The sequence below is a fragment of the Sulfitobacter undariae genome (assembly GCF_014196805.1).
Lineage (GTDB): Bacteria > Pseudomonadota > Alphaproteobacteria > Rhodobacterales > Rhodobacteraceae > Sulfitobacter > Sulfitobacter undariae.
This window is the reverse complement of sequence record NZ_JACIEI010000004.1, coordinates 125,742-144,892: the sequence shown is the minus strand read 5'-3', so window position 1 is coordinate 144,892 and position 19,151 is coordinate 125,742. Positions and strand designations below refer to the sequence as shown.

Here is a 19,151-nt window from a genome sequence, read left to right as displayed (position 1 = left end):
GGATTGTTTCACGTGAAACATTTTGACGTCATAGTTATTGGTGGTGGTCACGCAGGCGCAGATGCTGCGCATGCTGCGGCACGTATGGGTGCGAATACTGCGTTACTGACAATGTCCCGCGAAACGATTGGCGTGATGTCGTGCAATCCAGCCATTGGTGGCTTGGGAAAAGGTCACCTTGTTCGCGAAATTGACGCTCTGGACGGACTTATGGGTCGTGTAGCAGATGCAGCAGGTATTCAATTTCGTCTCCTTAATAGGCGAAAAGGCCCCGCTGTTCAGGGCCCTCGTGCGCAAGCGGACCGAAAAATATACCGCCAAACGATGCTTGCAGAAATCGAGGCTCATAGTGGGGTCTCCATTATTGAGGGTGAAGCAGTCGACTTTGTTATGGATCAGGGCAGGGTGTCAGGTATTGTGACTGCGGAAGGCACCTCGATTTCTGCCGGCGCGGTGATCTTAACAACAGGAACCTTTCTGCGCGGTGTTATCCATATTGGCGATGTTCAAAAGCCAGGGGGAAGAATGGGGGACAACCCATCTCGGAAGTTGGCTGAGCGTATTGATGAATTTGGACTGGGACTAGGGCGTCTCAAAACAGGAACGCCGCCTCGTTTGGACGGTCGAACTATCAATTGGGAAGGGTTGGAAATGCAACCCGCCGATGATGAGCCAACCCTGTTCTCATTTATGTCAAAAAAGGCTGGATCACGCCAAATTTCATGCGGTATTACGCATACAAATGAAAAAACACACGACATTATCAGAAATAATCTAGAACTCTCTGCAATGTACGGAGGCCACATTGAGGGTGTTGGCCCAAGATATTGTCCGTCCATTGAAGATAAGGTTGTTCGGTTTGCAGATAAAACCTCACATCAGATATTTTTGGAACCGGAGGGGCTTGATGATCCGACAATCTATCCCAACGGCATTTCAACTTCACTTCCTGTTTCTGTTCAGGAGGACTACGTTCGCTCGATTGTAGGTCTTGAAAACGTCAAAATTTTACAGCCTGGTTACGCCATCGAGTATGATTATGTTGATCCTCGTGCCTTGCGTCAAACACTTGAGCTCAAAACAGTCCCCGGGCTATACCTTGCAGGGCAGATTAATGGAACAACAGGATATGAAGAAGCCGCTGCGCAAGGACTTGTTGCAGGTTTGAACGCTGCATTGGCTGTGCAAAATAGAGATCCGATCATCTTTAGCCGTACAAACAGCTATATCGGTGTGATGATTGATGATCTCACTTCGCGAGGCGTTTCTGAACCCTATCGTATGTTTACGTCGCGTGCAGAATTCCGGCTTTCGTTAAGGGCGGATAATGCTGACCAGCGGCTCACTGAGTTGGGAATTGAGCTTGGTTGTATTGCAAAAGAGCGAGCAAATAGCTTTGTAGTTAAAATGGATAAATTGTCGGCTTGTCGTGAGATTTTGGAGAGTCGGACGTTTACACCAAAAGAGGCGAACGCCGTGGGAATTAAACTCAACACTGATGGCCAAAGAAGGAGTGGCTTTCAACTTTTGTCATTTCCTGATGTCGATTTCTCTCATGTTCGTGCTCTTGATCCTGCGCTGGGTGAGGTGGAAAGCGATATTGCTGATCAGGTAGCAAAAGACGCGCTCTATGCTCACTATATCAAGCGGCAAGAGAATGATGTTGCATTGCTTAGAAAAGACGAAAATGAGAGGATACCTCTTTGGTTCGAATACGGATCTATTGACGGCCTTTCTAACGAATTGAAATCAAAGCTGGATAAATCAAAGCCCGAAAACTTGGCACAAGCTGCCCGGATCGATGGGATGACACCAGCGGCATTAACCCTCCTGCTTGCATTGATCCGCAAGGGACAACCAAAAAAGAGCGCATAATGAGTAATTTCAATTTGGGAGATGTTTCACGTGAAACAATTGAAAGACTCCATGAGTTTGAATCCCTAGTTCTAAAGTGGACTAAGAAAATAAATTTGATCTCAAGTGGAGATGCGGCGCAGCTTTGGGATAGGCATATCGTTGATTCTACCCAGATATATGCGCTGGCACCGAATGTAGGGGATTGGTTGGATATAGGGAGCGGCGGCGGATTTCCGGGTATCGTTGTTGCAGTATTGGCGCGCGAGCTTGCTCCAGAACGTCAGTTCACTCTCGTTGACAGCGATCAGCGGAAATGCGCGTTTTTACGAACAGCTGCTCGCGAACTTAACCTAAAGGTAAAGGTCTTGGCTGAGCGCGTTGATAAAATTCCAAGTTTCAACACACCAGTTCTCTCTGCTCGTGCCTTGGGTGACCTTAACTCACTGTTAGGATACGCAGAGATTCACCTTGCTCAAGATGGAATCGCTCTATTTCCGAAGGGCGCAAACTGGGAAAAAGAGCATGAAGAAGCCATGAATACATGGTCCTACGATATAGAAGTAATAACAAGTGAAACAAACCCCGACGCCACAATCCTGAAAATAAGGGAACTTACGCGTGTCTGATTTATCTCGCCCTGACGGTCCAAAAATTATCGCAATCGCCAATCAGAAGGGCGGTGTCGGGAAAACTACAACGACAATTAACTTGGCCGCTGCTCTGGCGGAAAAAGGTCAACGGGTTCTTGTGATTGACCTTGATCCACAGGGGAATGCGTCCACTGGATTGGGAATTGATCTCGAAGATCGAGAGTTCACTACTTATGAACTGCTGCTGGAAGACATCGATCTCAATGATGTGATTTTGAAAACGCCAACTGAAAATCTGTTTATTGTTCCAGCAACTGTTGATCTAAGCTCAGCCGATCTTGAATTATTGTCAAACGAAAAGCGGAGCTTTCTGTTGCACGATGCATTGCGTCAAACGCAAATGGATTCGTTCAATTTTGACTACATATTGATCGATTGCCCGCCTTCTCTCAACTTGTTGACGGTAAACGCAATGATTGGTGCTCACTCGGTCCTTGTACCACTACAGAGTGAGTTTTTTGCGCTGGAGGGATTGTCGCAGTTGATGCTGACTATTCGTGAAGTTCGGCAATCGGGTAACAAAGATCTGCGTATCGAAGGCATTGTTTTGACGATGTATGATCGTAGGAATAATCTGTCTCAACAGGTTGAAAAAGATGCGCGTGATAATCTTGGCGACTTGGTTTTCAAAACCATGGTGCCAAGAAATGTTAGGGTTAGCGAGGCACCGAGTTTTGCGATGCCAGTTTTAGCTTATGACAGCCAATCAAAAGGCGCCCAAGCATACCGTGATCTGGCAACCGAATTAATGAAAAACAACCAAACCGTAGAAAAAGAGGTGCAGCATGTCCAATAATCACGAGCGCAAGCGGGGGCTTGGCCGCGGATTGTCTGCACTGATGGCAGACGTTAATGAGGCCGAGACCGTTGTGGCAAAAGGCCCATCGTCGGCCGATCAACTTGTTCCAATTGAACGGATCTCACCCAATCCCGATCAGCCGCGTAAGCAGTTTGTTCAAGATGATCTGGATGATCTTGCCGCCTCCATCAAAGAAAAGGGTGTTCTGCAGCCTTTGATTGTACGCGCGCGTGCCGATGGGACTTATGAAATTGTTGCCGGTGAACGCCGCTGGCGTGCTGCCCAAATGGTGCAGCTTCACGCTTTGCCAGTTATCGTGCGTGAATTCACGGACATCGAAGTCCTAGAAGTTGCTATCATCGAGAACATTCAGCGGGCTGATTTGAATGCGGCTGAGGAGGCTGCTGGCTATAAGCAGTTGATGGATAAGTTTGGTCATACTCAAGAAAAGATGGCCGAAGCGTTGGGGAAAAGCCGTAGCCACATTGCGAACTTGTTGCGGTTGCTAAATCTACCGACAGCCGTGCAAGAATTGCTGCGTGATGGTCAACTGTCGGCAGGACATGCGCGTGCGTTGATCCCCTCCGAAAACCCGATGAAGTTGGCACAACAGGTAATCAAAGGTGGTTTGTCTGTTCGTGCAACTGAGTCTCTGGTCAAGCGCGAGCTTGCCGGAGATCCAAAGCCGAAACCAAAAGGCATGGATGAATCAAACGAAAAAGATGCAGATACCAAGGCTTTGGAGGGTGACCTGTCAGCAAACCTTGGCATGCGCGTTTCTCTTAACCATAAGCCAGGTCAGGAAAGCGGGCAGGTAAGCATCCAATACAAATCTTTGGATCAACTGGACGAGATTTGTCGACTGTTGAGCGGGTCTTAAGCGCTCAACAGTTCTGCGATTACAGAGTTTAAAACTCGGAAACCATGATCGGTCACGACCAACCTAGTTGGCGTGACCTTGATCATTCCGATTTCCGTCAAATGGGTCAAGACGCCGGCGTCCAACGGTTTTTCAGCAAGCGCTGCATAACGCGTTACATCAATGCCTTCTCGTAACCGAAGCCCCATGAGTAAAAATTCAGTGGCTTCGTCTCCGCGCTCCAAAGCTTCGCGGCTTTGCTCAGGGCTGCCTTGGGCAACTTCATCTAACCAACGCTTTGGGTTACTATAGCAAATCGTCGCATTGCGTTGTCCCGAACGGGTCAGACGCCCATGCGCACCGGGGCCAATGCCCAGATAATCACCGTAGCGCCAATAGATGAGATTATGCCGCGATTGGGCGCTGTCGCGGGCGTGATTGGATACCTCATAGGCGGGCATTCCAAAGGCGCCACAAACGTCTTGCGTCAGGTCAAACATATCTGCGCCAAGGTCTTCATCGGGCAGGCCGCGCAGCTTGCCGATGGCATAGCGATCACCAAATGCGGTCCCGTTTTCAATCGTTAGTTGATAAAGAGAAAGATGGTCTATTGATAGGGATAGGGCCTGATTAAGCTCGGTTTCCCAATCGTGCAAAGACTGGTTTTGGCGGGCATAGATGAGATCAAAGCTAACCCGTTCAAATGTGTTGCGGGCAATGTCAAAGGCGGCCAAAGCCTCGGCAGTAGAATGTATGCGCCCCAACCGTTTAAGATCCGCATCGTTCAACGCCTGTATCCCCATTGAGATACGCGAAACACCGCCATCACGGTAAGCAACAAATCGACCTGCTTCAACTGAACCGGGATTTGCTTCTAAGGTAATTTCCAGATCATTTGCAACGGGCCAAAGCGTTCGTATCTCGGCGATAACTGCGGCAACTGTATCTGGGTTCATCAAGCTGGGGGTGCCGCCGCCAAAGAACACGGACGTAACAGTCCGGCCTTGGGTTTCCGCAGCATAGCGTTTCAGTTCGGATAAATAGGCCGTTTTCCATGCTGCTTGATCAATGCTGCGCGACACGTGGCTGTTGAAATCGCAATAGGGGCATTTTGCTTCGCAGAACGGCCAGTGGATGTAGATGCCAAAGCCGCCCTGCTGCCAGTCTTCAATCAAAGCATTGCGCCAGTAATTTGGTGAACGCATCCGAGCGGTGGCTCATTGTATTTTTCTCATCTTGGGGCATTTCGGCAAAGGTACGCACCTCGCCAATAGGCTGGAAAATGGGGTCATAGCCATGGCCAACTTCGCCGCGCATGGGCCAGACAAATGTACCGTCTACAAAGCCCTCAACAACTTCGTCATGTCCATCTGGCCACGCAAGAACCAGCGTGGCGCAAAACCGTGCAGCGCGAGGGTGGGGTGCGTTGGCTTTTTCTAGAAGATCGTGGGTTTTGTGCATCGCCATAACAAAGTCGCGGCCATTCGGGGTTTCAGCCCAATCAGCAGTATAAACTCCAGGGGCGTTGTCCAGGGCGGCAACCTGAATGCCGCTGTCATCAGCAAGCGCCGGTAGGCCAGTGGCCTTAACCGCCGCGTGGGCCTTGATCCGTGAATTGCCGATGAACGTGTCTTCTGTCTCTTCGGGTTCTGCCAAATTTAATTCCTTGGCACCCACAACGGTGATGCCAAGAGGGGCAAAAAGCTGCGTCATTTCTTCCAGCTTGCCTGCGTTATGCGTGGCAATCAGGATGCGGTCGCCTGTGAACTTGCGGCTCATGCGCAGGCCGCCCGTTGTACTGCCGTTAACTCGGCGATGCCTTTTTCCGCCAGATCGAGGAGTTCATTCATTTGGGCACGCGAATAGGTTGAACCTTCTGCGCTCATTTGGGTTTCGATCATCTGGCCGCTTTCAGTCATGATGAAATTGCCATCGACGCCCGCTTCGGAATCTTCTGGATAATCCAGATCAAGCAGGGGTTGGCCCGCGTAGATACCACAGCTTACGGCCGCGACAGGATCAAGCATGGGATCGGAAATGACGTCGCCCGCTTTCATCAGTTTGTTCACCGCAAGGCGCAATGCAATCCAACCGCCTGTGATAGAAGCGCAGCGCGTGCCGCCATCTGCCTGAAGCACGTCACAATCGATGGTAATCTGGCGTTCACCCAAAGCGACGCGGTCAACGCCCGCCCGCAATGCGCGACCGATCAGGCGTTGGATTTCGACAGTCCGGCCGCCTTGCTTGCCAGAGGCCGCTTCACGGCGCATGCGCGTGTTTGTCGCGCGGGGCAACATGCCGTATTCCGCTGTAACCCAACCAAGGCCCGATCCTTTGATGAACGAAGGAACACGTGGTTCAATCGTGGCCGTGCACAGAACATGTGTATCGCCCATCTTGATCAGGGCAGAGCCCTCGGCGTGTTTGGTAAAGCCAACCTCAACAGAGACGTCACGCATTTGATCAAGTTTACGGCCAGATGGGCGCATGGGATATTCCTTTTGAATGATTTAACCACTCGATACCTTTCGATCCCTTGCAGATGCAACCCCCACGGCCTTATTGTACAGCATGACAGATACATCGGGCCTCTTACAAGAAATGAACAACCGCTCACGCGAGGTGTTTCGGCGTGTGGTTGAAGGCTATTTGGCCAATGGCGAACCTGTGGGGTCGCGGACCCTGACGCGTGACTTTTCCGAAAAGGTCAGTGCCGCGACAATTCGTAACGTCATGCAGGATTTAGAGTATCTGGGTTTGCTCGATAGCCCGCATGTCAGTGCAGGACGTATCCCGACGCAATTGGGTTTGCGCATGTTTGTGGATGGACTGCTGGAGGTGGGAAACCCCGACGATAATGACCGCGCCCAGATGGACGCGACAATGGGGCGCAACGCGGATGACGTTACGGCGACGCTGGACCGATTGGGCACCGCGCTGTCTGGTGTGACACATGGCGCGTCTTTGGTTCTTGCGCCAAAACACGAAGCGCCGATCAAACATATCGAATTTGTATCCCTCTCTCAGGACCGCGCTTTGGCGGTTTTGGTGTTCTCTGACGGTCACGTTGAAAATCGCCTGTTCGTGCCGCCTGTCGGGCAAACGCCCAGCTCTATGCGCGAAGCTGCGAATTTTCTGAATTCTCTGGTTGAGGGAAAAACCTTAAGCGAACTTCAGCGCACCATTAAAACCGAGATGAGCCGCCGACGTCAGGAGATTGATGTGCTGGCGGCCGAATTGGTCGAAAGTGGTCTGGTGATTTGGGAGAGCGGCGAAGGTCATTCTGAACGTTTGATAGTACGGGGCCGTGCAAACCTGCTGACCACCAGTGGCGAATCCCAAGATCTGGAAAAGGTCCGTAGCCTGTTTGACGACCTTGAGCGCAAGCGCGATATCGCGGATTTTCTTGAACTGGCCGAGGATGGCGACGGTGTGCGCATTTTTATTGGCTCAGAGAACAAACTTTTCTCACTTTCGGGTTCCTCTTTGGTGGTTTCCCCATATATGAACTCTGATCGTAAGATCATTGGTGCGGTGGGCGTAATTGGCCCGACGCGCCTAAACTATGGACGTATCGTGCCGATTGTGAACTACACGGCACAACTGGTCGGGAAATTGATTTCCGACCGGAGTTAGAGGTGGAATATGGCAGACCCGAACGATTTTTTGGATGACCCGGAAGCAGCAGAAGCAGAAGCATATGCTGACGAAATGGAAGAAATTGATGAGGGCGAACTGGCCCTCGAAGAAGTAATGCAAGAGCGCGATCAATATAAAGATCGTCTGATGCGTGCTTTGGCCGATGCCGAGAATGCGCGCAAACGCTCGGACAAAGACCGTCGCGAGGCGGAAAACTACGGCGGCTCCAAGCTGGCCCGTGATATGTTGTCTGTTTACGACAACATGAAACGTGCGTTGGAATCAGCAACCGAAGAACAGCGTGAAGTTTCTGGACCGCTTTTGGAAGGTGTTGATTTGACGATGCGTGAACTCCTGTCGGTGTTCAAAAAACACGGCATGGAAGTGATCGCGCCCGAAGTTGGTGACCGCTTTGATCCCAAAGTGCATCAAGCCATGTTTGAAGCACCTGTGCCAGCAACCAAAGCAGGTGACATTATTCAGGTCGCCGCCGAAGGCTTTATGTTGCACGATCGTTTGCTGCGTCCAGCACAAGTTGGTGTGTCTTCCACACCCGCATAAAAAACGGATGTTTCACGTTTATCAAAGAGGCGGTCAGTTTTTGGCCGCCTCTTTTAGTTTGTAGATCAGATCCAGCGCTTCGCGTGGGGTCAACTCGTCCGGTAAAACTGTGTTCATCATGTCATCCAGCGCGGATGACTTCACAGGGGCAGGGGCCGGTGTGGGGATTGTTGCAAACAAAGGCAGATCGTCGATCAACGTCTTTTGCGTGGCGCCGCCTTCACGTTCACCTTTTTCTAACGCCTCCAACACCACACGGGCGCGGGCAATCACTGCTGCCGGTAATCCAGCAAGTTGGGCAACTTGTACCCCATACGACCGATCTGCTGCGCCTTTTTTGACCTCGTGCAAAAAGATCACGTCACCCTCCCATTCTTTGACGGTGACAGTGGCATTATCAACGCCGTCCAGCTTGCCTGCCAGTGCGGTCATTTCGTGGTAATGCGTGGCAAACAATGCGCGGGCGCGGTTCACATCGTGCAGATGTTCCAACGTCGCCCATGCGATGGATAGGCCATCATAAGTTGCGGTGCCGCGTCCGATTTCATCAAGGATCACCAAGGCGCGGTCATCAGCTTGGTTCAGGATCGCGGCGGTTTCCACCATTTCAACCATAAAGGTCGAGCGGCCCCGCGCCAAATCATCTGACGCACCAACACGGCTGAACAATTGCGATACGATACCGATATGCGCACTGCGGGCTGGCACGTAGCTGCCCATTTGTGCAATCAGCGCTATGATCGCGTTCTGGCGCAGATAGGTCGATTTACCCGCCATGTTCGGGCCCGTCAGCAGCCAGATTGCGGCGCTGGTATCTGCGCTGAGGTCACAATCGTTTGCAACAAACTGCGCGCCAGATTGCTGCGCCAACGCCCGTTCCACAACGGGATGACGCCCGCCTTGGATGTTAAAGGCGCGGGAATTGTCGATGCTGGGTTTAACCCAGTTTTCTGCCTGCGCCAGATCGGCCAGCGCACAAGCCAGATCGAGTTCGGCCAAAGCGGCAGAGGTTGCACCGATTTCGCCCGCTTGATTCAGGATCGCGGTGCGCAAACTAGCATAGAGCTGTTTCTCAAGTTCGACAGCGTGATTCCCAGCGTTGAGTATTTTTGTTTCCAGCTCGGACAGTTCAACAGTTGTGAAACGCACTTGATTGGCGGTGGTTTGACGGTGAATGAACACCTCGGACAGGGGCGGCGATAGCATCTTTTCTGCGTGTGTTGCTGTGGTCTCGATAAAGTAGCCCAGCACATTGTTGTGTTTGATTTTCAGAGCCGAAATGCCCGTATCAGTGACGAATTGCGCCTGCATAGCCGCAACCACACTGCGGCCCTCGTCACGCAGTTTACGCACCTCGTCCAGTTCTTCGCGGTAGCCCTGCGCGATAAATCCGCCATCCCGCACCAGCAAAGGCGGTTCGGCGATAAGGGCATCCTCTAACAAGGTGACAAGGTCATCGTGGCCTGACAGGTTTTCAACAGCGGTTTTCAGCAAATCTGGCAGTTCTATCTGTGTTAGGGTCTCATTCAGATAGGCGGCCTCGGTCAGGCCATTGCGGATCGCGGCCAGATCGCGGGGGCCGCCACGGTCCAATGCCAGCCGTGACAAAGCACGCTCCAGATCAGGGACAGCCCGCAGACGGCTGCGGATATCTTGGGCGGTTCGGCTGTTGTTGACTGCATAATCAACGGCATTCAAACGGGCATGAATCGTCTCTAACACACGCGAAGGGCTGGAAATCCGCCGTTCAAGCAATCGTGCGCCACTGGCTGTCACAGTGCGGTCCATCACAGACAGCAATGACCCCGCACGGCCACCCGACAAGGCATGGGTTAATTCCAGATTACGCCGTGTTGCGGCATCAATTTGCACAGTACGCGCTTCGGTTTCTTTGACAGGTTTGCGCAGCAAGGGCAGGTTACCCTTTTGCGTCATATCCAGATATTCAATCAAGGCACCCATCGCCGACACTTCCGCGCGGTTAAAACTGCCGAAAGCGTCCAGAGATTGCACGCCAAATAGTGCGCAAACACGTTGCTCAGCCCCTGTACTGTCAAAGCTGGCGCGTGCGAGCGTGGTTAAGGACAGGCTAAATTCAGTCTCTAACTCACGCAATTCGCTTTCCTTGCCTTCTGGGATCAGCAATTCAGACGGGGACAGCCGTGCCAGTTCTGGCCCAAGCCGAACCAAAGGTAGGGTCATCACGTGAAACGCACCGGTTGATATATCGACCCATGCCAGCGCGTGCCCATCGCGTACCTCTGCAAAGGCAGCAAGGTAGTTGTGCCGCCGCGCCTCCAGTAAAGATTCCTCGGTCAACGTGCCGGGGGTGACCAGCCGCACAACATCTCGTTTCACGATGGATTTATTGCCGCGCTTTTTGGCCTCGGCGGGGGTTTCCATCTGCTCACCCACGGCCACGCGAAACCCTTTGCGGATCAGTGTTAGCAGATAGCCTTCAGCGGCATGGACGGGAACGCCGCACATGGGGATATCTTCGCCATCATGTTTGCCACGTTTGGTTAGCGCGATGTCCAACGCCTCGGAGGCGGCGACAGCATCATCAAAGAACATCTCATAGAAATCGCCCATGCGGTAAAACAGCAGGGCATCGGGATAGCCGGATTTGATTTCCAGATATTGGGCCATCATCGGTGTGACTGTGCCTGCGCTCATAATATTCCCTCTCGCTTGTATCGTCCTTACAAAACCATGGGCCATGTTGAAAGGGGATCACGACAGGTGATGTCGCGGAATGATTGTGTGACGGGGCGCAGAGCGTTATGACAGGTGAAACAAATTGAAGGTGCCTAGCCCGTGACTAAAAACAAAGTAACTTCCGCCGAGGCGCTTGCCTTCCATCTTGAGCCGACACCGGGCAAGTTTGAAATCACGGCTACGGTGCCGATGACCACACAGCGCGACCTGTCTTTGGCCTATTCGCCAGGAGTGGCTGTGCCTTGCGAAGCCATCGCCGCCGATCCGCAACTGGCGTATGATTACACCAACAAAGGCAATCTTGTTGCGGTTATTTCTAACGGGACTGCGGTTCTGGGGCTGGGCAATCTGGGTGCGCTTGCGTCCAAACCTGTGATGGAGGGCAAGGCGGTTTTGTTCAAACGCTTTGCAGATGTAAACAGCATCGACATTGAGTTGGACACGGAAGACACCGAAGCTTTTATCAATGCAGTTAAATTGATGGGCCCGACCTTTGGCGGGATCAATCTGGAAGATATCAAAGCGCCAGAGTGTTTTATCATCGAGCAGCGTCTCAAGGAAGAAATGGATATCCCCGTCTTCCATGATGATCAGCACGGTACAGCGGTGATCTGTGCGGCGGGTCTGATTAACGCGTTGAAAATCTCGGGCAAGAAAATCGAAGATGTGCGCATTGTGTTGAACGGTGCAGGTGCGGCGGGGATTGCCTGTCTTGAGTTGCTCAAAGCGATGGGTGCCAAGCATAACAACTGCATCATGTGTGACACCAAAGGTGTGATTTATCAGGGTCGTACCGAAGGCATGAACCAGTGGAAATCTGCACATGCGGCGACAACAGATGCGCGTAGCCTTGCGGATGCGATGAACGGCGCGGATGTATTCCTTGGGGTGTCGGCCAAAGGTGCGGTGACCGCAGATATGGTTGCCAGCATGGCAGCACATCCGGTTATTTTTGCGATGGCAAACCCTGATCCTGAAATCACGCCAGAAGAAGCCCATGCCGTGCGCGAAGATGCGATTGTGGCAACCGGGCGCAGTGATTACCCGAACCAAGTGAATAACGTGCTGGGCTTTCCTTACCTGTTCCGTGGAGCGCTGGATATCAACGCCCGTGCGATCAATGACGAGATGAAGATCGCTTGCGCCCATGCGCTGGCCAATCTTGCGCGTGAAGACGTGCCTGACGAAGTAACGTTGGCTTATGGTAAAACCCTGACCTTTGGCCGTGATTACATCATTCCCACGCCATTTGATCCGCGCCTGATCCATACAATTCCGCCAGCGGTTGCCAAGGCGGGTATGGACACAGGCGCAGCGCGGCGTCCGATCATTGATATGGACGCCTATGAGCAGAGTTTGAAATCACGCCTCGATCCAACGGCAAACATCATGCGCGGGATCAATACCCGTGCACGCGCCAATCAGGCGCGGATGATCTTTGCTGAAGGGGATGATCCGAAAGTGCTGCGCGCTGCCGTCATGTATCAACGTCAAGGTTTTGGTCATGCGTTGGTTGTTGGCCGTCAGGACGATGTAGAGGCCAAGTTGATTGCAGCAGGGCTGGAAGATGCGGTGAGCGAATTGGAGGTGGTGAACGCCGCCAATACGCCGCATTTGGAAATCTATAAAACCTTCCTGTTTGATCGCCTTCAGCGTCGCGGATTTGATGCAAAAGACATTCACCGTCTTGCCGCACGGGATCGTCATGTGTTCGCTGCGCTGATGTTGGCCCACGGGCATGGGGATGGTTTGGTCACAGGGGCGACACGTAAGTCAGCCCATGTTCTGGACCAGATCAACCATGTTTTTGATGCCACAGCCCAGGGTGGAGCGACAGGTATTACAGCGCTACTGCATAAAGGTCGGATTGTTCTGATTGGCGATACGTTGGTGCATGAATGGCCTGATGCCACCGATCTGGCGAACATCGCAGAAAGCGGCGCACGTGTTGCGCGGCATCTGGGGCTGGAGCCACGTGTGGCTTTTGTTAGCTTCTCAACCTTTGGCTATCCTGTGTCTGAACGGGCGGAAAAGATGCATATGGCGCCCAAAGTACTGGATGAGCGCGGTGTTGATTTCGAATACGAAGGCGAAATGACCGTTGATGTGGCGCTGAATGCAGAGAGCCAGAAAAACTATCCGTTCTCGCGTTTGACAGGCCCTGCTAATATCCTCGTTGTGCCTGCGCGTCATTCGGCCAGTATCTCGGTCAAGCTGATGCAGGAAATGGCGGGGGCAACTGTAATTGGTCCGATCCTGACGGGGCTGGATCAATCGATCCAGATAGCATCGTCGACATCAACCACCAACGACATTCTGAATATGGCAATTCTTGCGGCCTGTAAGGTGGGCGGATGATCTGGAACCTCGGGTCGATTAACATCGACAATTTTTACGAGGTTCCACATTTGCCAAGCGCGGGCGAAACATTGGCCGCGCAAAGCTATGGTTTTGGTTTGGGCGGCAAAGGCGCGAATATGTCTGTGGCTGCGGCGCGCGCTGGTGCGCGGGTTTCGCATATCGGGGCGATCGGGCACAACGGTCAATGGACACGTGAGCGGCTGATGGAATACGGGGTCGATACCCCCCACATCGCCAAAATTGATGTGCCAACAGGCCATGCAAACATCGTGATTGATGCGCAGGGCGAAAATAACATCGTGCTGTTTCAAGGGGCGAATGTTGAACTGACCGAAGCAATCATCGGCGCCGCGCTGACCGAAGCATCACCAGGGGATTTCCTGTTGATGCAGAATGAAACAAACGGGCAGGCTTATGCCGCAAGCACGGCGCAGGCGTTGGGATTGCGTGTGGCCTACGCGGCTGCGCCGTTTGATGCTGATGCCATTACAGATCTATTTGGCAAAATTGACCTTCTGGTTCTGAACGAGGTGGAGGCAAGCCAGCTAGAGGAAGCAACCGGAAAATCTGCGGGTGCTTTGGGTATTGCCGATGTGGTGATCACGCTGGGTGCGCAAGGCTGTAAGTGGATTTCCAGCACAACCGAGACCTGTTTTGATGCTTATCCGGCCGAAGCGTTGGACACGACAGGGGCGGGTGACACATTTACTGGTTTTCTAGTAGCGGCTTTGGATCGTGGGCTAGACATGGAGGCGGCGATTGATCTGGCGCTCAAGGCTGGTTCATTGATGGTGACACGGCGCGGCACAGCCGACGTGATTCCGGACCTCAAGGAAATTCAGGACCATTTCGGCGCGTAACCTGATTTCAGTTTACGGGCTTGCGACGGGCGCTCATACTCAAAGAAAAGCACAAGGATTTGTATATGCGCATCGCGATGTGGTCCGGTCCCCGTAATCTCAGCACTGCCATGATGTATGCCTTTGGCGCACGTGATGATTTTAATGTCATGGACGAGCCATTTTATGCACCCTATCTGGCGACTTCTGGTGCAGATCACCCGATGGCCGACAGGATCATTGAGGTCCATGAAACCGATCCCGATATTGTTGGGCAATCATGTATGCAAGATGGTGTGCCGCATTTGTATATGAAGCATATGCCACATCATATGTTGCCCGGCTTTCCCATGGGCTGGGCGGATGATTGCATCAATATTCACCTCATTCGCCATCCCGCAAGGGTGATCGCAAGCTATGCGGCAAAACGTGAAGCACCCACGCTGGAGGATATCGGATTTGTGCAACAAGCAGAGTTATACCAGAAATCTGGCGGTATCATCATCGACAGCACAGACATCCGTGCCCGTCCAGAAGTGATGTTGCGCGCGCTGTGCAGTGAGATTGGTTTGTCGTTTGATCCCGCTATGCTCAGCTGGCCCTCTGGCCCGCGTGAACAAGACGGCATTTGGGCCGAACATTGGTACAATGCCGTTCACGGGAGTACTGGAATTGATGGTGCCGAAGGACCATTGCCTGATGTCCCTTCGGCGTTACAACCCGTTCTGGATGCTGCGATGCCGTATTATCAAGGGTTATACGAACGCCGGCTTTCCCCGTGAAAACTAAGCGCTTTATGCTAAAAATTCAGTGTTCGTAAATGGTATTTGATTACACCAACGTCAGTAGGCCGATTCCGGTTTGGGTAACGAGTAAACGGCCTGGGCAGTAATTGCTCAGGCTGTTCATGTTTAAGTTTTTGTGATCCGGTCTGAAGCTTACTAGGCGCTTCTTCTGTCGGCATAAAACACCTGTTCAATGCAGACTAGGAATCTGAGTACCGTTGGGTATTAGGTTTGATTGACACCTAATAGCGCAGGCCGGTCAGAAGGATCTGACCGGCCTGTTTTGCGTAATTCAGCCTTTAATCCGCTTGTCACGTGCGGCCAGCAATTTGAGGCGCAGCGCGTTCAGTTGGATGAAACCAGCAGCGTCTTTTTGGTCGTAGGCACCTGCATCGTCTTCAAACGTCACATGCGCTTCTGAATACAAGCTGTAATCTGACCAACGGCCAACAGTGCGTACATGGCCTTTGTACAGCTTCAAACGAACGGTACCCGTGACATGTGTCTGGCTGGCGTCAATTGCAGCTTGCAGCATTGTGCGCTCTGGCGAGAACCAGAAACCATTATAGATCAGTTCGGCATATTGCGGCATCAACTGGTCTTTGAGGTGCATCGCACCGCGGTCCAAGGTGATGGATTCGATGGCACGGTGTGCTTCCAACAGCAATGTGCCGCCGGGGGTTTCGTAGATACCGCGTGATTTCATGCCAACAAAACGGCCTTCAACCAGATCAAGACGGCCACAGCCATGTTTGCCACCCAATTCGTTCAGCTTGGTCAGCAGCTCAGCAGGGGACAGCGCTTCGCCGTTGACGGATACTGCGTCACCACGCTCAAAACCAACTTCGATGTATTCTGGCTCGTTCGGGGCATCTTCGGGCGCAACGGTGCGCTGATAGACATATTCTGGCGCGTCGATTGCAGGATCTTCCAGCACTTTACCTTCAGAAGAGGTGTGCAGCAGGTTCGCATCGACGCTGAAAGGCGCTTCGCCGCGTTTGTCTTTTGCAACGGGAATCTGGTTCTGCTCGGCGAATTCCAGCAATTTTGTACGGCTGGACAAGTCCCACTCGCGCCAAGGTGCGATGACCTTGATATTCGGGTCCAGTGCGTAGGCGGCCAGTTCAAAACGAACCTGATCGTTGCCTTTACCGGTTGCACCATGTGCGATGGCATCGGCACCGGTTTCATGGGCAATCTCAACCAGACGCTTAGAGATCAGCGGACGTGCAATGGAGGTGCCCAGCAAATACAGCCCCTCATAGACTGCGTTGGCGCGGAACATCGGGAAAACAAAATCACGCACAAATTCTTCGCGCACGTCTTCGATGTAAATCTCGGAGGCACCCATCAGCTCTGCTTTGGCGCGTGCTGGTTCCAGCTCTTCGCCTTGACCTAGATCGGCGGTGAAGGTCACAACCTCGCAACCGTATTCGGTTTGCAGCCATTTGAGGATGATTGAGGTATCAAGCCCGCCGGAATAGGCGAGCACAACTTTTTTGGGCGCTGACATGATCTCTTCCTTTGTCGAGTTATTCGCGCTGGCGTATCGGTTTTTATGACGCACGGCAAGATAGATGGAATTATTGACGCTCTCGCGATACAGACCTATCGAGGACGAGCGTAATAAAAGGGCCACCGCAGATGAGCGAAGATTTCGAAATGGGCGCAATTGCCGCCACCCGCGCCATGCGCACGGTCTTTCCCGCAACGCCACTGTTGAAAAATGAACACCTGTCAGAGCGGTATGGTGCTGACATTTACCTAAAGCGCGAAGATCTGAGTCCTGTTCGGTCTTATAAGTTGCGCGGGGCGTTTAATGCGATGCGCAAAGTGATCCCTGAACATGATGTATTTGTCTGTGCTTCAGCGGGAAACCATGCGCAGGGTGTTGCGTTTATGTGTAGCCATTTTGGCGTGCGCGGCGTGATTTTTATGCCTGTAACCACGCCCCAGCAGAAAGTTCAGAAAACCAAGATGTTTGGCGGTGCAAACATCGAAGTACGTCTGGTGGGAGATTACTTTGACAAGGCACTCGGTGCGGCGCAGAAATTTTGCGCCGAAGAGGGCGCGTATTTCCTTTCGCCTTTTGATGATGATGACGTGATTGAGGGACAAGCCTCCGTTGCGGTGGAGATTGAGGATCAATTGGGGCGTGCGCCTGATCACATTATATTGCCTGTCGGCGGTGGCGGTTTGTCTGCTGGCACGACTGCATTTTTCGAAAATCGCTGCACTTATACTTATGTAGAGCCGAAAGGCGCACCCAGCCTTGCACGCGCTTTGGAGCAGGGTGCCCCTGTTGATGTTTCGCCGATCAATAGTTTTGTCGATGGCGCTGCTGTGGCAAAAATAGGGATGCGCACGTTTGAAAAGCTGAAGGATGTGCAGCGATCTGATGTGGTGCATCTGTCCGAAGATCGTATTTGCGTCAGTATTATTGAGATGCTTAACGTTGAAGGCATTGTGCTGGAGCCTGCTGGCGCGTTGAGCGTTGAGGCGCTGGGCGAAGTGGCCGAGCAGATCAAAGGCAAAACCGTGGTCTGCGTCACTTCGGGCGGTAACTTTGATTTTGAACGCCTTCCCGAAGTGAAAGAGCGGGCGCAACGGTACTCAGGCCTAAAGAAATACTTCATCTTGCGGTTGCCGCAACGGCCTGGTGCGTTGAAGGAGTTTCTGGGCATCCTTGGGCCTGATGATGATGTCTGCCGGTTTGAGTACCTGAAAAAGTCAGCGCGCAACTTTGGTTCTGTTCTGATTGGAATCGAAACACCCAGCCCTGATGCCTTTCCTCGTTTTCTGGCGCTGCTGGATGACGCAGGGTTCACCTATACAGATATCACAAATGATGAAACGCTTGCCCAATTCGTATTGTAGGGAGGCGTTATGAATATTTCAGGGAAAACGGTTGTTGTAACTGGCGGTGCCAGTGGCATCGGTGCCGCGCTTGCAAGGCAAGCGGCGGGGGCTGGTGCGCGGGTGTGCATAGCGGACCTGAACGGCGATGCCGCACAGAAATTAGCGGATGAAATCGGCGGCATCTCTGTTGTTTGCGATGTGACGCAAGAGGCGCAGATCATTGCCGTAATTGATGTGGCAGAAGCGGCTTTTGGCCCTGTGGATGTGTTTGTTTCCAACGCAGGGTTAGGGCGTGGTGATCCAAGCCATGCTGCCTCGGCACCCGATGCGGATTGGATGCTGAACTGGAATGTGCATGTGATGGCCCACGTCTGGGCGGCACGGGCGCTGTTGCCCGCGATGATAAAATGCGGATCAGGACATTTTGTGAATGTGGCCTCTGCCGCCGGATTGCTGAACCAGATCGGTGATGCGGCTTATTCTGCCACGAAACATGCCGCCGTCAGCTTTGCTGAATCGTTGTTGATTTCGCATGGCAACGAAGGGATCGGCGTATCGGTTGTGTGTCCGCAATATGTGGCAACGCCGTTGTTGGGGTTGGGTGACGGTGACGCAGAGGGAAACCTGTTGACCGCTGGTGATGTTGCCAAATCCGTTTGGCAGGGCGTTGCAGACGGCAGCTTTGTCATTCTTCCCCATCCAGATGTGGCAAAGTTCAGCGCCTTGCGTGGTGCAGACCCTAGTCGCTGGATCAAAGGGATGCAGATGTTGCGGGCCAAAGCGATGTCCGAGCAAGGCGGTATAAGCGTCGCCGAGTTCTACAAGCTGGTTTAAGGGCATTTCGCGTTTACGATTCCAGCTAGAAAGATATCTTTGCTCTGTGCGTAACACTGTAAAATAGGGGCGAGTGAAACGTCTTGTGCGCCGCCATCGGCGGCGCGTAATTCGCCTTGCTGGCACAGGTCTGCAAAAGCACTAAAACCTAGATTAAGGGCACTCCCTTTGAGGGCGTGAAGGGTGTCGCCCAGCGTTTCCAGATCAGGTGCACCTCCAATGCTCTGGATTATCTCGTCAACTTCCTCGACGAAAATTTCGACGATGTCAGGGAAATCGTCTTTGCCGATTTCATCCTGCAATACCTTGATCCTTTTCCAGTCAATCATCTGCTTCCTCCGATGGCCTCTTCGTGGATAACGCGTAATTCTTAAGAGGGTATGAGCGAAA

At 52.5% G+C, this 19,151-nt stretch carries 17 protein-coding genes; 11 read left to right on the top strand and 6 right to left on the bottom strand.

Annotated elements, in window-relative coordinates:
• Positions 1–3 precede the first annotated feature (3 nt).
• From mnmG to GGR95_RS08695, 4 genes are read left to right on the top strand one after another with little or no spacing between them, the layout of a single operon-like run.
• Positions 4–1,875 (top strand): tRNA uridine-5-carboxymethylaminomethyl(34) synthesis enzyme MnmG, encoded by a 1,872-nt coding sequence (gene mnmG, locus GGR95_RS08710; protein WP_184564869.1) that lies wholly within the window; start codon positions 4–6, stop codon positions 1,873–1,875.
• Complete coding sequence (gene rsmG, locus GGR95_RS08705; protein WP_184564867.1) at positions 1,875–2,483, top strand: 16S rRNA (guanine(527)-N(7))-methyltransferase RsmG; 609 nt, start codon at positions 1,875–1,877, stop codon at positions 2,481–2,483. The genes mnmG and rsmG overlap by 1 nt, the downstream gene beginning before the upstream one ends.
• Positions 2,476–3,303, top strand: a complete 828-nt coding sequence (locus tag GGR95_RS08700) for an AAA family ATPase (RefSeq protein WP_184564865.1) — start codon at positions 2,476–2,478, stop codon at positions 3,301–3,303. Before rsmG ends, GGR95_RS08700 begins: the two co-directional genes overlap by 8 nt.
• Complete coding sequence (locus GGR95_RS08695) at positions 3,293–4,186, top strand: ParB/RepB/Spo0J family partition protein (RefSeq protein WP_184564863.1); 894 nt, start codon at positions 3,293–3,295, stop codon at positions 4,184–4,186. The genes GGR95_RS08700 and GGR95_RS08695 overlap by 11 nt, the downstream gene beginning before the upstream one ends.
• Here the strand turns inward: GGR95_RS08695 and hemW are convergent.
• Genes hemW through rph form a run of 3 tightly spaced genes read right to left on the bottom strand, consistent with a single transcriptional unit; the run spans position 4,183 to position 6,654 of the window.
• Positions 4,183–5,340, bottom strand: coding sequence for a radical SAM family heme chaperone HemW (hemW, locus tag GGR95_RS08690; RefSeq protein WP_184565063.1), 1,158 nt, complete (start codon positions 5,338–5,340; stop codon positions 4,183–4,185). The two genes, GGR95_RS08695 and hemW, sit on opposite strands and share 4 nt — an antisense overlap.
• Positions 5,333–5,944 (bottom strand): RdgB/HAM1 family non-canonical purine NTP pyrophosphatase, encoded by a 612-nt coding sequence (gene rdgB, locus GGR95_RS08685; RefSeq protein ID WP_184564861.1) that lies wholly within the window; start codon positions 5,942–5,944, stop codon positions 5,333–5,335. Before rdgB ends, hemW begins: the two co-directional genes overlap by 8 nt.
• Positions 5,941–6,654 carry a ribonuclease PH gene (gene rph / locus GGR95_RS08680; RefSeq protein WP_184564859.1) on the bottom strand — a complete coding sequence of 238 codons (714 nt, stop codon included), beginning with the start codon at positions 6,652–6,654 and terminating at the stop codon, positions 5,941–5,943. Before rph ends, rdgB begins: the two co-directional genes overlap by 4 nt.
• An 82-nt stretch (positions 6,655–6,736) precedes the next feature.
• On the opposite strand from rph, the gene hrcA reads away from it, so the two are divergent.
• Complete coding sequence (hrcA, locus tag GGR95_RS08675) at positions 6,737–7,801, top strand: heat-inducible transcriptional repressor HrcA (RefSeq protein ID WP_184564857.1); 1,065 nt, start codon at positions 6,737–6,739, stop codon at positions 7,799–7,801.
• Positions 7,802–7,810: 9 nt separating this feature from the next.
• A complete protein-coding gene (locus GGR95_RS08670) occupies positions 7,811–8,365 on the top strand; it encodes a nucleotide exchange factor GrpE (RefSeq protein ID WP_184564855.1) in 555 nt (184 codons plus the stop codon).
• A 33-nt stretch (positions 8,366–8,398) separates the two neighbouring features.
• Here GGR95_RS08670 and mutS read toward each other — a convergent pair whose 3' ends face one another.
• Positions 8,399–11,041: a DNA mismatch repair protein MutS gene (gene mutS, locus GGR95_RS08665; protein ID WP_246423336.1), complete on the bottom strand. Its 2,643-nt coding sequence runs from the start codon at positions 11,039–11,041 to the stop codon at positions 8,399–8,401.
• A 141-nt stretch (positions 11,042–11,182) separates the two neighbouring features.
• Here mutS and GGR95_RS08660 point away from each other — a divergent pair, with 141 nt between their 5' ends.
• From GGR95_RS08660 to GGR95_RS08645, 3 genes are all read left to right on the top strand, one after another.
• Positions 11,183–13,441 carry a phosphate acyltransferase gene (locus GGR95_RS08660; RefSeq protein WP_184564853.1) on the top strand — a complete coding sequence of 753 codons (2,259 nt, stop codon included), beginning with the start codon at positions 11,183–11,185 and terminating at the stop codon, positions 13,439–13,441.
• Complete coding sequence (locus GGR95_RS08655) at positions 13,438–14,304, top strand: ribokinase (protein WP_184564852.1); 867 nt, start codon at positions 13,438–13,440, stop codon at positions 14,302–14,304. Before GGR95_RS08660 ends, GGR95_RS08655 begins: the two co-directional genes overlap by 4 nt.
• 65 nt (positions 14,305–14,369) lie before the next feature.
• Entirely contained in the window at positions 14,370–15,065 is a 696-nt protein-coding gene (locus GGR95_RS08645) for a sulfotransferase-like domain-containing protein (RefSeq protein WP_221384793.1), read from the top strand.
• A gap of 295 nt (positions 15,066–15,360) precedes the next feature.
• On the opposite strand, the gene GGR95_RS08640 is transcribed toward GGR95_RS08645, so the two are convergent.
• On the bottom strand, positions 15,361–16,581 hold the full coding sequence (locus GGR95_RS08640; RefSeq protein WP_184564846.1) for an argininosuccinate synthase: 1,221 nt from the start codon (positions 16,579–16,581) through the stop codon (positions 15,361–15,363).
• A 131-nt stretch (positions 16,582–16,712) separates the two neighbouring features.
• On the opposite strand from GGR95_RS08640, the gene ilvA reads away from it, so the two are divergent.
• Positions 16,713–17,945 carry a threonine ammonia-lyase IlvA gene (gene ilvA / locus GGR95_RS08635; RefSeq protein ID WP_184564844.1) on the top strand — a complete coding sequence of 411 codons (1,233 nt, stop codon included), beginning with the start codon at positions 16,713–16,715 and terminating at the stop codon, positions 17,943–17,945.
• A gap of 9 nt (positions 17,946–17,954) precedes the next feature.
• Positions 17,955–18,761, top strand: a complete 807-nt coding sequence (locus GGR95_RS08630; protein WP_184564841.1) for an SDR family oxidoreductase — start codon at positions 17,955–17,957, stop codon at positions 18,759–18,761.
• Here the strand turns inward: GGR95_RS08630 and GGR95_RS08625 are convergent.
• Positions 18,758–19,090, bottom strand: a complete 333-nt coding sequence (locus GGR95_RS08625) for an Hpt domain-containing protein (RefSeq protein ID WP_184564839.1) — start codon at positions 19,088–19,090, stop codon at positions 18,758–18,760. The two genes, GGR95_RS08630 and GGR95_RS08625, sit on opposite strands and share 4 nt — an antisense overlap.
• Positions 19,091–19,151 lie beyond the last annotated feature (61 nt).